Source organism: Arthrobacter alpinus (assembly GCF_001294625.1).
Classification (GTDB): domain Bacteria; phylum Actinomycetota; class Actinomycetes; order Actinomycetales; family Micrococcaceae; genus Specibacter; species Specibacter alpinus_A.
On the sequence record NZ_CP012677.1, the window covers coordinates 3,942,674 to 3,959,730 of the forward strand.

Here is a 17,057-nt window from a genome sequence, read left to right on the forward strand (position 1 = left end):
AAGGCGGCATCTTTTGGATTCGCACCGTATTGCTGGCAGCTGTGGCATGTCCTTTGGCCGTCAAGGAAGGTGTGACACCCACCCTTGGAACAGGTGACGACGGAAAATCTGCCGGTATCCGGCAGCGGCGCCAGAATCCCGGTATTTGCATCCCATTCCCCCGCAAGCCAGTCTGAGGGAAGCTGATCTTCTAAAAATGAGATCCAGCTGCGGCGGTCCGGAACAATATGCGGCTGCAGCGGAGTAACGCGGGCGACAGCGGCCGCGCCGTGGCCGGCCATCAGCGGCCATTCTCGTCACCAGTGCCGGGCAGGGAAGCATTGCCAACGGCAGCGCGCAGATCTTCCGCGCGGGAATGAGCATAGATGCTGGTAGCTTCCAAGGAAGCGTGTCCGAGCAGGACCCTCACGGTGTCAAGGTCCAGCCGTGGAGTGTCAATGCCTCGTAACCACATAGTGGCCCGAGTATGACGGAGCATATGAGGCCGGACCCTGGTCGAGACGGATTTCGAGATGCGGTGGAACAGATCCACTACGCCCGCATAGCTCATGGAAGCTCCGCGCGAACTCCGGTAGAGATTGACGAACACGTGAGGATTGGCGTCGATACCCAGAATGTCCCGGCGTTCCAGAAGGTAGTCCTCGTAGGAAAAAACCACCCGGTCAGGCACCGGTACCCAGCGATGCCCGGTTTTCGCACGGGCCCCGTTGAGGACCTCGTTCGAGCGGACATGGATATGTGGGCCCCTAATCCGACAGCCCAGGCCGGAATTTTCGCCTAGGAAATGGAGATCCTGCCGAAAGAGCGCCAGTGCCTCACCGATCCGCAGTCCTGTGAAAAACAACAAGTCAACAAGGAAGCGGTCCCGAGCAGCCAACTCCAGATCCAGCAACGCCGCCCGGGCTTGCGCGGATTCGATCCATTCCGGAGCCGGAGTTTCCTCGTTCCTGCGGGCCTGCAGTTCAGGGACTTTGACCTGGCGGACCCGTCCCTGCTCACCGCCATAGACGCCGGCAGCAATATACCGGGATTCATAGATCAACCCGGACAGGGCCGGCTCGACCACGGCGGCGGCTTCGGCCCACTTGTAGAACTCGACCACCGCCGTCATCCAGGCGTCCACTGTTCCTGCCTTGCGGGGCCGTGGCCCGCCCTTCGCTCCCGAGCAGGGGGTGGCGACCACCGCGGTTTTCCACTCGACGAGATCAGTGAGGCGCACCTGTCGCCAGTCCCTCCCGGAAGCGACCGACCAGCTCAGATAGGGCGCAAGACGGAGTCCGTAAGCTCGGACCGTATTCGGTGACTTACCCGCCGCGGCAAGGAACCGCAGCCAGCGCGTGGATTCCTCGTGAATGTCACCCTCGGATGATTCGATGATCAGTACCGCGTCCCCCGTCGAGGGCAGCACGGCGCGGCTTAACATGAAAGCAAGGGCGGAAGATGCCATAGCAATATCAGTACCAAACCCCGATGACGGCAAGAAGACGATCGAACGAACGTGAGGCAATCAGCTGGTGAACCCTGACGTGCATGACAGTCAACCAACACCCTCAGATAACCATCATTGTGGTGGATGATCACTTCCACTGGGCCGGCCTGCAGCCAGAGCGCATCGCCGAAGCGGCAGCCCTGCACGCAGCCACCCTCACCACCGCAACCGGTAGCGGAAAGTAGGGGAGTGGCATGGACGAGGAAGAGCTGGCCGCTTTCATTACCCGCGACGCTCTGGCCTGGCGTATCTGGATGAATGGCTACGAACACGGTTTGGCCCATGGACATCAGGACGAGCGGGCCGGGATGGAAGACCTTGCCGACCTGGTAGCGCGCCGGCAACTGGTCCTGGAGCAGTGCAGGGACCACGTTGTGGCGGAGCGGGCCAACACCCTAACCATGGCTGAGGTCCGCCAATCCAGGGACCGCACCAGTATCGGCAACTACCTCGGCGGAGAGGTGCCGTGGGATAAGGAAAGCCATGAGTAAGAACAAGCCCTCGTCCTTTGCACCCTATTTCACTGCTACTGATGCGGATCAGGTCCGGGCAGCCTTCCTGGCCACTGGCCAGCTCGAGGGCTACGCCTCCCTCTCCGAGTTGATCGAGGCCGCCACTTTGAAGGAAGTCCGGCGTCTCCAGCGCAAGTACCACAAGGGCCGACCCTGGGAGGGTGCCAGTCCCGGGAGCCTGCGCCCGGGACAACGCACCCGAGCAGAACAAAGCACAGAGCACCAAGACAGGCCATGAAGATCGAACGGGCCCGCCTGTCAGAGACACCCGTCCTGGCCTGGACTGCCGCCCAGGCCCTCGCGGCTGAATCAGGCAAGGACGGCATTCGCCGTCGCGCCCAAGGCCAGTACCTGATGCATCTCTACTCACTTGCCTTGCTGGTTTGCGGTGGAAGGCTGTGGCATTGGGAGAACAAGACGATCATTGCCATCCAGCACAAGAAACCACCGACCCGGTGGAGGTGGCTCGCACCAGCTGGCCTCTGTGCGATCGCGGGAATAGCCCTGTCCGCGTGGATCTCCAACGCGGCCACCATCCGGCACTGGAGATCATCGCTGCCCGAGAGGGAGGCGTACAAAGTCTCCTACCTCGCCATGTACCCGCAAACCCGTCAAGGACTCGCCTTCGCCAAGGCAGCCATAGAACACGTGGCCCCGGCAGGAGCGTCGCTCTACGCCGAAACGCGCAGCGAAAGTCACCAAGCCATCTACGCCCGCCGCGGCCTCCACCTGCTCCCGACCGCCGACGGCACACCCATCCTGGCCATGGGCACCCGCTAAGCAAAGCAGCAGACGGCCGCCGCAACAGGCACCCGGTGCTGGTGCGGTAGACGGCGGATGAGTCCCCAAAATACTTGCGCCGGAATGACGCCCATTAAGTAGTATTCGTAGTAGTATTACTACTACGAATACTACTAAGGAGAGACGCCGTGGCCGAACAGTCAGTCAAGGATCGCGTGTACGCCGCCGCCGAGCGCATCAGCGCCGAGCGCAACCCCACGGTCGCCACCGTGCGCGAAGCCGCCGGCGTGTCCAACGCCGACGCGACCCGGTTCTTGAAGGAATGGCGGACCGAGCGCGACAGCGCCGGCTCGAAGATCGCCGCCACACCGACCAGCATCACCGAGCAGGCGTTGCGCCTTGCCGGCACCGTCTGGGAGGAAGCTGTCCGCACCGCGACAGCCGAGCATGCCATCATCGAAAAAGCATGGCGGGACGAGAAAGCCCACAAAGACCGCGAAATCAACGAACTCGCCACCGATCTCGACACCGCAACCCGCATACACCAAGAAACCGTCAAAGAACTAAAAACTCAGGTGGAGGAAAGCAACCAGGCCGCCCGCGACAACGCCGCCGCCGCGGCAGAGGCCCGCGAACAACTCGCCGTGGCCGCCCGTGAACACGCCGATAAAATAGCGGAGTTCAAGAGCCAGCTCGCCGAAGCCCGCGCAACCGTCACAACGCTCCAACAAACACAGGACGCGCTCATCGCCCGCATCCAACCAACGACGGAACCGACGGCCGTGCCGTCGAGTGGCGATTCGCAGAGAGAGTAGCTCGGGACGCCAGCGTGGGCATTGGTCGTCACCGAACGGGCCAGCTGCCGCAGTCTCGCCTTCGCTGGCAGAGCGGTTGTGTCGGGGTTCGGGCCGTGGAGTACATAAGATCAGAGGTACACCATTGAACAGGTGTCCACTGTTTCTTTTTCTGGGGGGTTTTCCTTGTCCACGACGTTTGATGTGTTGCTTGATTCTTACCGTGGTTTGGCTGACTCGGAGAGGATGAAGGGCAGCTATTTTGAGCAGCTCGTTGAGCAGTATCTGAAGACCGTCGAGGCTCAGACAGCCAGTGCTGGTTAAGGTTCCTCTTCTTCGTCCCTTGTGGCTTGGATTCGTTTGAAAACCGCCTAAAACGCCGATTCTGGGTCTAATTGACCTGATTTTGGGCAGACTTCTCCCTACCCATCAGTTAAGTGCGATTTTCGCTTACTTACTCTGCTTGCGCTTCGCCTTGGCCAGGCGGACAGCGCGAGTGTTCACGCGGTCCGAGACCAAGGGAAGTAGCCGGGTCACAAACTGTCCGGCAGCGATTAGCAGAGCAGGTACGGACAGGTTCCCTGCAATGTCTGCGAGGATTTCCAATGCGCACCCTCCCCTCAGGGTGAAGTCCAATTTTGGTTGGACGGTGACCGCAGCAGAATCGCTGCGGAGTCGGGAATGAACGAGGGCATAAAAAAGGCCGGTCAGAGAGACCGGCCCAGGTTGCCCAAACGTTCAGAAAACAGAAAAAACCCGATCAAAGATCAGGTTTTTTGCGCAAGAATAGCGCACTTGTCAGTGTAGCAGCTTTAATGCGGAGTCGCGATGCAAGTTTCAAGGTAAGAATTTGATGAGACTTCTCGGAAGCGGCAGCAGCCATTAATGACCGTTTTTGACTGCGCAATCTGCTAAAGACGAACTTGATTGTGTTGCCGTCATTTACAGGTATCGCGGATTAGACGGGCGTTTGCGTCCTTGGACATGTATTGGTGCACGGCCTGGGCGGTGTTAATGAGGTATTTGATGTCGGTGAGTAGCTCGCTGTAGCCATCCGAGGCCCCCTCTGCAAACATGGCAGCATGAACGTCGTCGCGCTTGTGGTTTCGGTTCTTGCTTTTCTCGCGGCTGCCGTGAGTGCCCTGTTCGCGCGCCAGCAGGTGCGTGTAGCGCAGTCCGCTTCACGTGCTCAATCGCTCCTCGCTGTTCTGGATTACCTACAGCGGCCCGACATTCGCGATTCAAGGCGGCAGATCCTCACAGTCTTGGTCACCATTCCCGCGTCAGCGTGGACGGAGGAACAATGCGCCACGGCCTCCAACGCAGCGGCCTCATATGACCTTATTGGGACACTGCTGCGCAGCGGAGTTGTCGACAGAGGTCCAATCATCCAAAGCTACGGAGCCAGCATCATTCGTTGCCACGAGGTATGTGGCCCCATGATAGAAGGCTTTCGCGGCAACATGACCGATGCCCTTGCTCGAAGTTACTGGGACGACTTTGATTGGCTGGCCGATGAAGCTCGCAAAGAGTTCGGGCATGCGGGTCTGTGACTTTTGCTTGAACATGGTGGCGTTCTCTGGATGAGGAGCCATGATCTAGCATTTAGCAGCAAAAGCCGTGTCGCCTTTACATGGAGCGATGCGTGCCACGCACTGAAAAACCGACACCCTCGGATGCAGGGTCTCCGGCGTCCGACGCGATGACGACTACGTGGATTACGGGGTACCTGCTGCATTGTGTCCATTGGGGTGTACTTGGGTGGACAGGTCAGACAATTCAATAAACAGTGTCTATCAGGGTGTGATTGTTGGCCGAGATGGCGATTATGAGGCGGCTCAAAGTGGCGGCCTGCCATTTCTTTAGAGCAGGTAAGAGGCAGCCGGTAAACCCTCTGGTGACTGTCCGTCTCTGCCCTGACAGGACATGAAATCAACGAACTCATTACGACCACCGGCGACGTTATTGAGGCCGCACGCTCGACCTCGTCATCGGAATCATCTAGACCGCCAAACCAAGCTGTGAAAAAACCGCCATTCCGAACTGACAGTCACACAGGTCCTCCAGAAAGTTTCGGCAAGGCCGGTTATTCCCGCTTCGCCGCGTCATATCGTGCACGGTCGAACCGGCGCGTCCACTGTCGGTACTATCGCCAGTACAAGAACATTTTCTCGGAGGCCAATTCTATGAGTTCAGAGATTCCAGAACATCTGCTCGGTACTGAACAACACCGAAAGTCACGAGACTTAAGTGAATATCTAGTACACATGACGACCAGCCCTCAGGCTCTCGCAAGTATTGTCACGTCTGGCCGCGTCGAAGCCCGCAACCGCTTCGGGATCGGGAGAGGACTAGATATGGTGGCTGAGAAGCATGAGGCTGCCTGCTTTACAGAGATGCCGCTGTCCGAACTCGATCGGTTGCGAGACCGCGGCAAATCATGGGGAATTGCCTTCAAACGAGACTTTGTGCTCCAACACGGTGGACAGCGAGTCTGGTATCTCGACATAAACGGGTCCCCATATCAGGCGCTTCATGGACTCAAGGAAGTTGCCTTTGATCACCGTGACTGGACTAATCCCGTTTGGGATATCACTCCCTTCGTTGATCAGCGGAATCCGGGCTCGTATGCCTTCGAGTGGGAACGTGAATGGCGAGTGGTTGGAGGCCTAAGGTTTGACCTAGAAGACGTTGTCTTGCTCATAGGACTCGACGGTGTTGAACCGCTTCTTCACGAGAAGTTCTCCGTTGGAGCGCCTTACTACGATGCGCATGACATGACCTACCAATGGGATGGGGGGACCATCCCGGAAGTTGGTGCAAACATGGAAACTACTCTCGACGAATTTCATAGCACCTACCTCACACCGGATAACGCCGGGATTCCCTACGAAAGCGAAGACGGCTACATGTGGCTTGGTTGCGCCATCTCAATTGAAACTGAAGACGCACTTGAGGACCTTCTTCCCGAGGCTCCTTGGGAAGTCAAAGCAGCATTGGCCGACCATCTCAATCAGATCAGTGTGGAGTGGGCACTGCCCGAGGAAGTAGACCCCCGCGACGATGAGACTACCAACAAGAATGAAGATACGCCGGTCAACTAAAGGTTGGTCAGACCCAAACTGAAGGACTGAATTCAGTACTTGGGTGTGAACTGATTACCGCAGAGATCGGCGAGACGTCTAGACGCTTCAAGACTTGCGTCGAATTTCGCCGATGTTTGATCATCATCGGCGCTGCGGCCGTCGGACCGTACCCAGTCCATGATGTCTTGGTACTCCAGCGCAGGCTTGGCGACTGCTGAATGCCAAGCGGGGGCTGCTGCTCGGATGTCTTCTGAGACGCGCACCAGATCAGACTTTGGACCGGTGGTGTCAAGAGCTATGTATTCTCTGCAGGAATCTTCGAGGGACATTTGAGTGGATTGTGAGCACCCACCAAGGAAAATTGCCGCCAATAATAATAGGACCGTGCATAGAGAGAGTTTCGGCAGCTTCATGAATTGAGGATATCTTGTGGATGATCTTTTCCTTGCTACGGCAAAGATATCAGGGCTCCTGAAGTCGTGGAAGACGAGGATTGTTTAGCAGCTTCCGTGGACGCCGCCTAACCTGGTCTTGCCGGTCTCGATGGTGTCAGCAGCAACAACTTCACACGCGACCGTCAGTGCGAATACGGAAAATCACGATCGACCAGACAGGAGCTTTCATGGTCCCCAAAGGTTCATACTCCTGAGTGTATGGGGGAGATGTCCGTGCCCTGTTCGGTACGCTTCCCGTGAAAGGCAAGGTCAACCACGGCAAAGGCGCCTACCCTAAGACCACCATCGCTGACGATAACAAAGCCCTCAAAGACAATCCTGCCATCGTTGAGTCATCGGCCAAGAACCTGTTTAACGAATCCCCTTTCCCTCGCCTTCCTGATGGCAAGAAACGACCGTTTTGGCAGATCCCGGAAAGACTATTGGGAGGTGAAGAGCGCTAGGGCTCTGACTAGGGGTGTGACTCTGTATCTCTGAGTCAGAGATCGAGTACGGTATTAGAGTTTGTCAAGGGCGCTCGGGAAAGTTTTGAGCGGTGTTTTCGCCGTAAGTTATGAGCCGTAGGGAATGGTCTCCGTAACGCGGCCGATCGGCTCTGCCGTCAGGTGATTTCCATATTGAGATAGCGGTAGACAGTGGCACGGCTTGCACCGATGACTCTTCCGATGTCGGCCGGCTTTAGCCCTTGGTCTTTTAGTTTGTGGGCTTGCTTGACGTTTACGTGGTCGGCGGTGACTTCCCGCCGTCCGGCCTTCCGGCCATGGGATGCGGCAACAGCCATGCCGGCTTTGGTGCGTTCGGAGAGTTGGTCGCGTTCGAGCTGGGCGAAGGCGGAGATGATGGTGATCATGGCCTGGGCCATGGCCCCGCCGAGTTCGCTGTCGGGGTCGGTGATGATGCCGTCGCGAAGGGAACGGAATTTGATGCCGCGTGCTTTGAAGGCGTCGAGGAGTTCGAGCAGGTGGCGTGTGTTCCGCCCGAGGCGATCCAGCTTCCAGACGACGACTTCGTCTCCCCGGCTGAGGCGGTCCAGCATCTTGTCCAGTTCTGGTCGGCTGGCCTTGGTTCCACTGACGCCGTGGTCGCGATAGATCCGTTCGCAGTCGGCGGCTTCGAGTTCTCGGATCTGCAATTCGGTGTCTTGGTCGTTGGTGCTGACCCGGGCGTATCCAAGACGCGTCATGAAGCTCCTCCTATTACTTCCCATCAAAGGTTATTTCCATCTGATATTGAGAATATCAGAGTGAGACACGTTGTTGAGAATTTTCGAGGCCAACACAGACCGCGGATATTCGGCGATCTGCATCTCGAGTGGACGGTGCGGGGGAGTGGCTGGTGTTTGTCTTGTTATTGGTTCCATTTTTGAGATTTAGCTATCTCGTCACCCGTCATCCGTAAGTGCGGGCGCGGCGTCTCAAACTGATGCCTTGCAAGAAAACTTCGGGTTTGGCCTGTGACGCCTAGCTTTCACAGAGAACCACTGCGTCCTGCCAAACTCCGTGATGGTGGGTTCGTCTGTTGCTATTTTTGTGCCATGGTCCGTTTCTTTAGGGCCACTGCTGTATCTTCCGTCGGCGAGAGGGATTGATAGTGCCCGTTGGGTGTCGGTGGTGGCTCGGAGGCGGTGGGCCGGTCAGGCGGAGGGCCTGGTGGCCACCACGTTCGTGGCGCCTCTCCCGTGCCGGACACGCCAGAAATCAACGAGTATGGAGGTTATGCCGTGTTTGAACATTTCACCAGCGCCGAGGAAATCTTTAGCTACAAGCTCGGAGCTGCGCTGACCATGGAGCATTACTCCTTGGAAATGCTTGGCGATCTGGAGCAGACGGCCGTGCGGCGCGAACTTAAGGATCTTTTTGCCGAGCACGCCCACGAGACCCGTCAGCAAATAGAGAATTTGAAGCAGTGCTTTATGCTGTTGGGCGAAGATGTGAACGATTCGCCCTCGCCGATGACGAAGGGACTGGCCAAAGAGGCGAAGTCAACCACAGTGACGACGGATGAGTCCCTGGTCGATGCCGTGGTCCTCGCCGGTGCCTTGGAGACCGAGCATTACGAAACCGCTTTCTATGAAACCCTGATCGCCCATGCCCAAGCGCGTGGCGCCGCCGACGTGGTGGCATTGCTACGACAGAACCTGGAACAGGAAATGGCTGCCATCGTCAAGATTAAAGAGGTCACCAAGGCCATCGCCCGGGACGGCATCGCCATTTTGGACATGCGCGCCGCGGCCGGAGAACCACCGGCCGGCGACGACGAAACAGGGCACTTCACCACCACCGGAATTCCGCCTTTCGTGCCGCCCTCCAGCTTTTAGAGATGTGCAGGGCAGCATGGACTCCGCCCCACCGGGGGCGTCTCTGACCGGCCTCAGTGAGTACCGGGCACGATCGGACAGCCACGGACTGAACGAATCCAGTCAGCAAACTCGGTCAACCAGGTGCCGTGAGTCGTGCTCAATCGCGCTGCGCCGGAGGAAAGGTGAGCCACGGCCGTATCGTTGGCGGTGTTGGAAGGAACGCCTGTCAGCTGGACACATCTTTGCACCCACAGCCATCGCTTACATGCCTGAAGCTTTGTAGCTGCAGGATGGGCTCCGGACTTCGTTTCTCACGGCATCGGGGTGCGGGCGAGTACGTTTTTGGACGTCTCGTGCCCAAGGCCCCGGCGACACTGCCTGGTTGATGCGTGGGGACGGATGGCTAGAATTCCCAGTGGACGTCTTCTGCGGCTTTGTCCGGGCGCCAGCCGCGCCAACTTGGGTGGCGGAGCCTGCCATCGCGGGTTTTCTCGGTGAACTTCACTTCTCCGACGAGTCGTGGGGTTACCCAGACAACGTCGCGTTGTGATGCTGCAGGGACGTCGTTCGCTGGAGGGGTTTTGCGTCTGATTTTCTTCAGTAATACAGCTGCTGCTTTCAACTGGGGTGTGGAGAAACCCGACGCGACCCTGCCCACGTAGTGAAGGTGTCCTCTGTCATGGACTGCCAGCAGCAGTGATCCGAGGGTGTCTCGGCGGGATCCGGATCCCTTGTGCCAGCCGATGATGACGACTTCTTGGTGCCGTTCGTCCTTGATCTTTCGCCAAGCCGGGCTCCTTCGGCCTGTGGTGTAGCGGCTGTCGTTTCTCTTCGCAACGATTCCTTCGAGTCCAAGGTCATGGCTGGTGGCCACCGCTTCTTCGATGGTTCCGGTGTGGGCCGGGGGGAGGTGGACGTGTGTGCCTTCCCTTACGGTGGCAAAAAGTGCGTGCCGTCTTTTCGTATAACTTTCTTGGACCAGCACTTGGGGAGCGGACCCGTCTTGGGCCGCTTTTTCAGTGCCAAGTTGCAGGGCGTCGAAGACCATTAAATGTACGGGGACCTTGCGGACCTTTTTTGCAATTTCGCGTTTGGAAGTGAGTTTCATTCGCTGTTGCAGCAGGCTAAAATCTGGTCTTCCCAAGGTGTTGAGTGCGATGATTTCGCCGTCGAGGACTGAGTCATCGACCGTCAGCGTAGCAAGTTCTTGTAGTTCGGGATATTGTTCGGTCACGTTGTTGCCATTTCTGCTAACCAGTGTCACTACGCCGTCGGCCACGCCTGCGATGGTCCGCATGCCGTCCCATTTCATTTCCAGGGACCAGGAGTGTTCTGGATCCATGTCGGCCGTGGTGGCGGCCGTGGCGAGCATGGGAGCGGGTAGGTCATGGCGTTTCCCAGACCAAGTCGTTACCGTGGCTTCAGGGATCTCCACCTGTGACGGCGTGCCCGCGGGTGCTTGGCCAGCACGCCCGTGGACGTCTTCCCGGTTGGCTGCGTTGTTGCCTGCCTCATCGGGGCTTGGTTGGGCTTTCATCAAGTGGATGAGCCACTTCTTGCCTGCTCCCATGCCAGGGGTGTGTATCAATGCGTAGCGTCGGGGGACTCCGCCCAGGCCCCCCTTGGGCTTTCCATGGAGCACTGCGATGATTTCCGTTCCCTCCCGCCATTTTTCCAGTGTGCAGGTGCCCGCGTCCCAGATGGTGACGGTCCCTGCCCCATATTGTCCCTTGGGAATGGTGCCTTGAAAGGATACGTAGCCCAGTGGATGGTCCTCTGTCATGACGGCGAGCCGGTTCTCTCCGAATGCCAGGGGCGGGCCTTTCGGCACAGCCCAAGAGACCAATACTCCGGAGTGTTCCAGACGAAAGTCCCAGTGCAACCGGGATGCGTGGTGTTCCTGGATAACGAAAATCGGTGCATCGGAGGACGAATGGGGGGAAGGTTTATCAGGTACGGGCTCCGGTGTCTTCCCAGCTTGACGCATTGACCGGTATTGCACGAGCCGGTCGTCACGCCTCTGCTATGGCGGTATACCCGGCGACTGCTTCCAGCCCAGCGGAGCGATGGGGTCGATACCCTCCTTGACCCGTGTCACAACCTCCCGATAATCCAGCTGATCGAGATCGGGTGCGGCTATCTCTTCCCAAGTACGCGGGGCTGCCACTGTGGGCCGGGCCCGACCCCGCAGTGAGTATGGACAGATCGTGGTCTTGGCGTCGCTATTTTGACTCCAATCCACCAGGACCCGACCCTCGCGTAAGGTCTTTTTCATGTCAGAGACCACCAAATCCGGGTGGTCTGCTGCCAATGCCCTGGCCAGTTCGTGGGCGACCTGGGTGATCTCCTTGGACGTATGGTCACCCGTCAAGGGAACATAGACGTGGATGCCCTTGGAGCCGCTGGTGACCGGGTAGGAATCCAGTTGCATGCCCGTGAGCAAGTCTCGGCACAGCAGCGCTGTCTGAGCGCATTCTTGTAAGCCGGCGCCTTCTCCCGGGTCCAGATCCAATACCATCCGATCCGGAGGGGAGGGATTGCCATCAGGGTCGAAACGCCACTGGGGGACATGGATTTCCAGTGCGGCCACCTGGCCGAACCATGCCAGCACGGCGGCGTCGTTAGCCAGCGGGTAGTTGTTGACGCGATTCTTGTGGGTGATCATGCCCCTGGGTATCTAGTCGGGGACTGACTTTTCCAGATCTTTTCGAAAGAAGAACCGGCCTGGAACGTCCGCCGTGCCCACCCCGTTGACCCACCGCTTGCGCGTGGCCGGGCGCCATGCTGCTTGGGGGATTAGCACGTGGGCAACGTCGGAAAAGTAAGCTAGGACCTCGGCCTTGGTCGTTCCAGTCTCGGGATACAGGACTTTTTCGAGATTGCTGACCTTGAGCCTTCGGCCGGAGACGTTAACTAGCTGATCTTTGGAACGAGTCATTTGGTTCCCTTGCGTCCATGACTTTGCCGTGTTCTTCTTCATTCTGTCCGCCCCATCCCGATTCCACCACCTTGGTGAACCGATGGGAGGACTGCCGCAGCGTCCGCGATAGGGCCTTGGTTCGGAGCAGGCAAGGGTGTTTCACTAGAGCCATGAGATCAATTTGGGCTGGTTCCATTGCTTTCGGACTCGTCAATGTTCCTGTCAAAGCCTACGGGGCGACCGAAGACCATGATGTGAGCCTTCATCAGGTCCATGACGCAGATGGTGGCCGCATCCGGTACCAGCGCCGCTGTGATGTGTGTGGGAAAAAGGTTGACTATGACGACATTGACAAAGCCTTTGACGATGGTGAGGAAACAGTCGTCCTCACTGATGGAGACCTGGAATCGCTGCCGTCAGAAAAGAGTCGTGAGATCGATGTGGTTCAATTTGTTTCCAATTATCAAATAGATCCCATCATGTTGGAACGCAGCTACTACCTGCAACCTGATTCCAAATCTCCCAAGGCCTATTCCCTCTTGGTCAAGACACTGGAAAACACCGAGCTGACAGCGGTCGTAAAATTCGCCTTCCGGCAGAAGACCCGGCTGGGAGCCTTACGGGTCAAAGACCACGTGCTGATCCTCCAGGGGATCCTTTGGCACGATGAAGTACGGGACGTAGACAGCATAAAAATACCTACCAAAACAAAAATCAGTCCCCAAGAACTCAACATGTCAGCAGCCTTGGTGGAACAATTCCGGGGAGACTTCCGACCGGCTGACTTCGTCGATGACTATCAACTCGAGTTGAAAAAAACTCATTGAGGAAAAGCTTAAGCAAGGAGAGGCACTCGATACCGCCGCCACCTTCGGAGACCTTGAAAATCAGGACGCCAACAACCATACAGCGGGTGGCAACGCCATAGACCTCATGGAAGCCCTGAAGAGAAGCATCGACGCAAAACGCACCCGTGAGCCGAACTCGCACTTGAGACAGACACAACCGCACAAAAAGGCCAAGGGTTCCATGAAGACCACCAAAATCACGGCTAAAAAATTGGCTGAGATCGAAGAACCCGGCAACAAGAACACCGCCAAAAAAAGTGGCAGTAAGAAGGCGGACGCGAAGAAGCAAGCCAAGCAAAACAAGGCCGCCGGCAAGAAGACGAAGAGTAAAAAGGACACCGCCAAACAGGGGGACAGCAGAAAAACGAACGGGGAAAAGACTGCGCCCGATAGGGCTACGGGCAAGAAATCCCCCGCCTCGAATGTTCCGGTGCAGGCCTGTGTCACGCCGTCGACCAAGAAACGCGCTTGAAACTGTAGCCGGCAGCCGTTGGATGGTTGAGGGGCATAAGAGACGACAATGGATCGGCACTTTGCCTTGGAGTGACATACCGCTCGCTCGCGCAAGTCCTTGAGTCCATTTATGCTGTGGGATATGGGAACGAGATCTCTTCATGACGGCCCGGACGAAAGCCACGTGCGAGGAAACGACGTTAGCGATGCCACTGTGGAAGCCTTGGGGAAACTCTCCGAGGCGCTTGAAGTGGTCGAACATGCCAGGGGCCTTTTATATGGGTTCCACCGATTGACTGGTATGGCCGATTTGGCCTTGGGCGAGGCGGTGCAGATGCTGCGCGACGCTGGCCATGAGGAACTGGCACAGGACATAGACCAACGCATCGTGGGTCGCAATGTCATCACCGGACGATGGACTTTCCAAATCGTTGAAGAGTACGACGACGGGTACTACTCCGCGTTCAAGGCAGCCGAGGAACAGGCGCGTGCCCTTCTTGCTGAAGGAAAGAGGCACTTGTTTGAAGCGGAGATGAAAGAAGACCGTCGTACCCACGGCCTTGCCCACCACGAGGCGCTGCCCTAGGGCACCAAGCCCTCACCCACCCCCGCCACGGACTGAGGCGCATCCAATGTGAACCGACGCCCATTGTGTTGACCTCCAGGGAAGGGCGGCGGTCGATGTTGAGGGTGGGGCGGGAATCGTCTCCGAAGGATTTCAGGCGGTGTTGAATCTTGGTTGCCCCGACCCGAGGACATTCTCGGACAGACGTCTGGACCGACCCGTGGTGTGATGCTGTGAGAGTGGCACTGCCAGCTCGTTTGACCGTGGAGGGTGGAGGACTTGGGCCACGGTCGGCGTATCATCTTCCGAGCGTTTACATGGTGCCTTCGGCGTGGCTGTCCTGGTCTTTGGCCCGCCGTGGGTCCTGATGGCCGGTGGATGTCATGTAGTGCGGGCCCGGAGTCCGGTGTGGTGGTGGGCGGCGCCCACCTGAGGGTCTTGCCATCCTCGGCGGACCGGTGTTTGAATGTGGTGGAAACGTGACCGGGAACGGAGGGATGAGATGAAGGCGCTGACTTGGCAAGGGAAGCGGAGCATTGAGTATACGGAGGTCCCCGACCCCCGGATCCAGGAACCTACCGATATCATCATCAAGGTCACTTCGACTGCGATTTGCGGTTCGGACCTGCATCTTTACGAGCTGCTGGGACCATATATGCAGGCGGGGGACATCGTAGGACACGAGCCAATGGGCATTGTCCAGGAAGTTGGCTCCTCGGTGCACCGGGTCAAGGTCGGGGATCGCGTGGTGATCCCCTTCAATGTTTCCTGCGGCCATTGCTGGATGTGCGAACGCGGCCTCCAGTCCCAATGTGAAACGACGCAGGTCCGCAGCCAGGGCAAGGGTGCGCAGTTCCTGGGGTACTCCGAGCTGTACGGTAGTGTGCCGGGCGGGCAGGCAGAGTTCCTTCGCGTGCCCCACGGCGATTACGGCGCGATGGTGGTCGGCAAGGAACTGCCGGACCACAGGTATTTGTTCCTCTCAGATATTCTGCCGACCGCCTGGCAGGGCGTCGACTACGCAAACGTGCCTGACGGAGGGACACTGGCAGTTTTCGGGTTGGGGCCCGTTGGACAGCTTGCCGCACGGATCGGGGTCCATCTGGGGCACCGGGTGATCGCGATCGACCCTGTCCCGGAGCGGAGGGCGATGGCGGCCCGTCACGGCGTGGAGGTCCTGGATTTTTCCAAGGACCTGGTTGCCGAGCTGCAAGAAATGACCCAACGCGGGCCCGATTCGATCCTCGATGCCGTGGGAATGGAGGCACACGGATCCGCGGGTGCGAAGGCAATGCAGACAGCAACCGGACTACTGCCGGACAAAGTCGCTCAGAAGGCCATGGAAACCATTTCGGTGGATCCAACCTCGGTCCTCCACAGTGCCATTGCCGCGGTTCGCCGAGGGGGAACTATTTCACTTAGTGGAGTCTATGCCGGGCAAGCCACCCCGATGCCCTTGGTTGACATGTTCGACAAGCAAATCCAATTGCGAGAAGGACAATGCAATGTTCGCAGCTGGACCGAGACGCTTCTCCCCTTTGCCGAGGATGCCGCCGATCCACTGGGGCTTGATGATCTGGTCACACACACCGTTCCGCTCTCGCGGGGGCCGGAGTTGTACGAAACGTTCCAAAAGAAACAGGACGGCTGTATCAAGGTCGTGCTCCAACCCTGAAAGTCGCCTGCTCCCATTCTTGCCCGGCGCGTTGGTGAGGGGGGGGGGCTGACGCAGCCTGGCGTTCACGCCCCCAGGGGGTGGGGTTCTCCTTGGTCCAAGCGCATAATTCCGGAGTGCTGTAAGGCATGTGGGTACGTGTTTGATGGCCCACGAGGGGGCTTGGCCTGAACCGGACGTTCAAGTCCTGCAGTGCTCGTTTCATTCTAGAGTTGCTGGATCCGACGGATTGGTGTGAGGGCCTGCAATCTGCGCTCCATGCAGGCGTGATCTCCAGGTTCAGACGGCATCGGAGCAGTCCAAACGGGTGAGCATTTTTGTTGGGGATTCCTCATGGGCTTGCCACAGCAGTTGTCGTCGTGTGGATGAGGGCTTGGGATGCGGAGAATTCCTGTTGGCCAAGCCATCATCCTAGGCAGTTCCCGACCGGAGGCGGCGGGTTTGTTCTTTGCTGACGGGAGAAAGCGGTCGGAGTGCCTTGCCGGTCCCCGTGGCGGCAGGCTGAGTTGGGCTCTACAGGTCCACGGTGTTGCTTTCCCCTGCATTGATTTGTGTCCCTGACAGCCGTGACTTGGCCCATTCGACGGCCATGGTGACCGGTCCGCCGGGGGAGTCCCAGTATTGTGCTCCTTCGGGACGTACCCGAATCAACGACACTGCGGGTGATTCAGGCCCTTCCGGGAAGAACGCGGCAACTGCTTGGTTCCACATCTCGCGAGCTTTGGGCTCGCTGGTGATCACGACGGCAGAACCATGCACGGAGAGCCATTCGCTTTTGGCGCTAAAGGAGAGGTTGACCTTTGATTCGGTGCCGATCTCTTCCACGGCTGCGCTGGTGGAAGAGGTGAAGAACCACAACTCCCCGTTATCTTCGGTCTTGACCACCGTCATGGGGCGGCTGAAGAGGGCGTCCTTTGACCCGCTGACGGTAAGCATGCACACAGGGTTGTCATTGATGATTTTGAATACTTTTTGCCGATTCTCGTTCGTTGACATGTGTTCGATCCTTTCCTCGCGCTGCATTATCAGGGACCACAATAGCGCGCTCCGTACGGGGGAGGTGTACGGGCTCAACTGGGTGCTCCTCTTTTCGTTTGGGTGGTATCACCACCAACTCCGGCGACGATATCACCCACGCTGGCCAACAGCCAAGATCCCGTGTTCGAGAACGGCGCTTGATCCGGGAGATCAGCGGGTCGCCCATGCATAAAAAATGAGGT

General features: G+C 58.1%; 18 protein-coding genes and 1 pseudogene. 14 read left to right on the forward strand and 5 right to left on the reverse strand.

Annotated elements, in window-relative coordinates; all coding sequences use genetic code 11:
• Window positions 1-280: 280 nt before the first annotated feature.
• The gene (locus tag AOC05_RS18065) at window positions 281-1,447 is read right to left on the reverse strand and encodes a tyrosine-type recombinase/integrase (RefSeq protein WP_062008979.1); all 1,167 of its coding nucleotides are present in this window, start codon (window positions 1,445-1,447) and stop codon (window positions 281-283) included.
• Between the two features lie 83 nt (window positions 1,448-1,530).
• Here AOC05_RS18065 and AOC05_RS19630 point away from each other — a divergent pair, with 83 nt between their 5' ends.
• The 9 genes from AOC05_RS19630 to AOC05_RS18105 all read left to right on the forward strand — a co-directional run bounded on the left by AOC05_RS19630 (window position 1,531) and on the right by AOC05_RS18105 (window position 7,520).
• Window positions 1,531-1,674, forward strand: a complete 144-nt coding sequence (locus tag AOC05_RS19630; RefSeq protein WP_157375030.1) for a hypothetical protein — start codon at window positions 1,531-1,533, stop codon at window positions 1,672-1,674.
• A 9-nt stretch (window positions 1,675-1,683) separates the two neighbouring features.
• Window positions 1,684-1,980 (forward strand): hypothetical protein, encoded by a 297-nt coding sequence (locus AOC05_RS18070; protein WP_062008981.1) that lies wholly within the window; start codon window positions 1,684-1,686, stop codon window positions 1,978-1,980.
• On the forward strand, window positions 1,973-2,239 hold the full coding sequence (locus tag AOC05_RS18075; RefSeq protein WP_062008983.1) for a ParB family protein: 267 nt from the start codon (window positions 1,973-1,975) through the stop codon (window positions 2,237-2,239). Before AOC05_RS18070 ends, AOC05_RS18075 begins: the two co-directional genes overlap by 8 nt.
• Window positions 2,236-2,781 (forward strand): hypothetical protein, encoded by a 546-nt coding sequence (locus AOC05_RS18080; protein ID WP_062008985.1) that lies wholly within the window; start codon window positions 2,236-2,238, stop codon window positions 2,779-2,781. The genes AOC05_RS18075 and AOC05_RS18080 overlap by 4 nt, the downstream gene beginning before the upstream one ends.
• Before the next feature lie 149 nt (window positions 2,782-2,930).
• Entirely contained in the window at window positions 2,931-3,557 is a 627-nt protein-coding gene (locus tag AOC05_RS18085; RefSeq protein ID WP_062008987.1) for a DNA-binding protein, read from the forward strand.
• A 165-nt stretch (window positions 3,558-3,722) separates the two neighbouring features.
• Entirely contained in the window at window positions 3,723-3,860 is a 138-nt protein-coding gene (locus AOC05_RS19635; protein ID WP_157375031.1) for a hypothetical protein, read from the forward strand.
• 758 nt (window positions 3,861-4,618) lie between these two features.
• A complete protein-coding gene (locus tag AOC05_RS18090) occupies window positions 4,619-5,089 on the forward strand; it encodes a DUF4760 domain-containing protein (protein WP_062008989.1) in 471 nt (156 codons plus the stop codon).
• A 633-nt stretch (window positions 5,090-5,722) separates the two neighbouring features.
• Window positions 5,723-6,640, forward strand: a complete 918-nt coding sequence (locus tag AOC05_RS18095; RefSeq protein ID WP_157375033.1) for a hypothetical protein — start codon at window positions 5,723-5,725, stop codon at window positions 6,638-6,640.
• 673 nt (window positions 6,641-7,313) lie between these two features.
• Entirely contained in the window at window positions 7,314-7,520 is a 207-nt protein-coding gene (locus tag AOC05_RS18105; RefSeq protein WP_157375034.1) for a hypothetical protein, read from the forward strand.
• Window positions 7,521-7,678: 158 nt separating this feature from the next.
• On the opposite strand, the gene AOC05_RS18110 is transcribed toward AOC05_RS18105, so the two are convergent.
• Window positions 7,679-8,260 carry a recombinase family protein gene (locus AOC05_RS18110; RefSeq protein ID WP_062008997.1) on the reverse strand — a complete coding sequence of 194 codons (582 nt, stop codon included), beginning with the start codon at window positions 8,258-8,260 and terminating at the stop codon, window positions 7,679-7,681.
• Window positions 8,261-8,755: 495 nt separating this feature from the next.
• Between AOC05_RS18110 and AOC05_RS18115 the strand changes: the two genes are divergently transcribed.
• Entirely contained in the window at window positions 8,756-9,394 is a 639-nt protein-coding gene (locus AOC05_RS18115) for a ferritin-like domain-containing protein (RefSeq protein WP_157375035.1), read from the forward strand.
• Window positions 9,395-9,779: 385 nt separating this feature from the next.
• Here AOC05_RS18115 and ligD (AOC05_RS20605) read toward each other — a convergent pair whose 3' ends face one another.
• On the reverse strand, window positions 9,780-11,363 hold the full coding sequence (ligD, locus tag AOC05_RS20605; RefSeq protein ID WP_335337602.1) for a non-homologous end-joining DNA ligase: 1,584 nt from the start codon (window positions 11,361-11,363) through the stop codon (window positions 9,780-9,782).
• 36 nt (window positions 11,364-11,399) lie between these two features.
• Window positions 11,400-12,356 (reverse strand): annotated as a pseudogene (ligD, locus tag AOC05_RS20610) (non-homologous end-joining DNA ligase).
• 110 nt (window positions 12,357-12,466) lie between these two features.
• Between ligD (AOC05_RS20610) and AOC05_RS20615 the strand changes: the two are divergent.
• From AOC05_RS20615 to AOC05_RS18135, 4 genes are all read left to right on the forward strand, one after another.
• Window positions 12,467-13,123 (forward strand): Ku protein, encoded by a 657-nt coding sequence (locus AOC05_RS20615; protein WP_335337603.1) that lies wholly within the window; start codon window positions 12,467-12,469, stop codon window positions 13,121-13,123.
• A 106-nt stretch (window positions 13,124-13,229) separates the two neighbouring features.
• On the forward strand, window positions 13,230-13,616 hold the full coding sequence (locus tag AOC05_RS20620; protein WP_335337604.1) for a hypothetical protein: 387 nt from the start codon (window positions 13,230-13,232) through the stop codon (window positions 13,614-13,616).
• Between the two features lie 123 nt (window positions 13,617-13,739).
• Window positions 13,740-14,183 (forward strand): hypothetical protein, encoded by a 444-nt coding sequence (locus AOC05_RS18130; protein ID WP_062010018.1) that lies wholly within the window; start codon window positions 13,740-13,742, stop codon window positions 14,181-14,183.
• A gap of 481 nt (window positions 14,184-14,664) precedes the next feature.
• Window positions 14,665-15,837, forward strand: a complete 1,173-nt coding sequence (locus AOC05_RS18135) for a zinc-dependent alcohol dehydrogenase (protein WP_062009001.1) — start codon at window positions 14,665-14,667, stop codon at window positions 15,835-15,837.
• Between the two features lie 513 nt (window positions 15,838-16,350).
• Here the strand turns inward: AOC05_RS18135 and AOC05_RS18140 are convergent.
• Window positions 16,351-16,833 (reverse strand): pyridoxamine 5'-phosphate oxidase family protein, encoded by a 483-nt coding sequence (locus AOC05_RS18140; protein ID WP_062009003.1) that lies wholly within the window; start codon window positions 16,831-16,833, stop codon window positions 16,351-16,353.
• Window positions 16,834-17,057 lie beyond the last annotated feature (224 nt).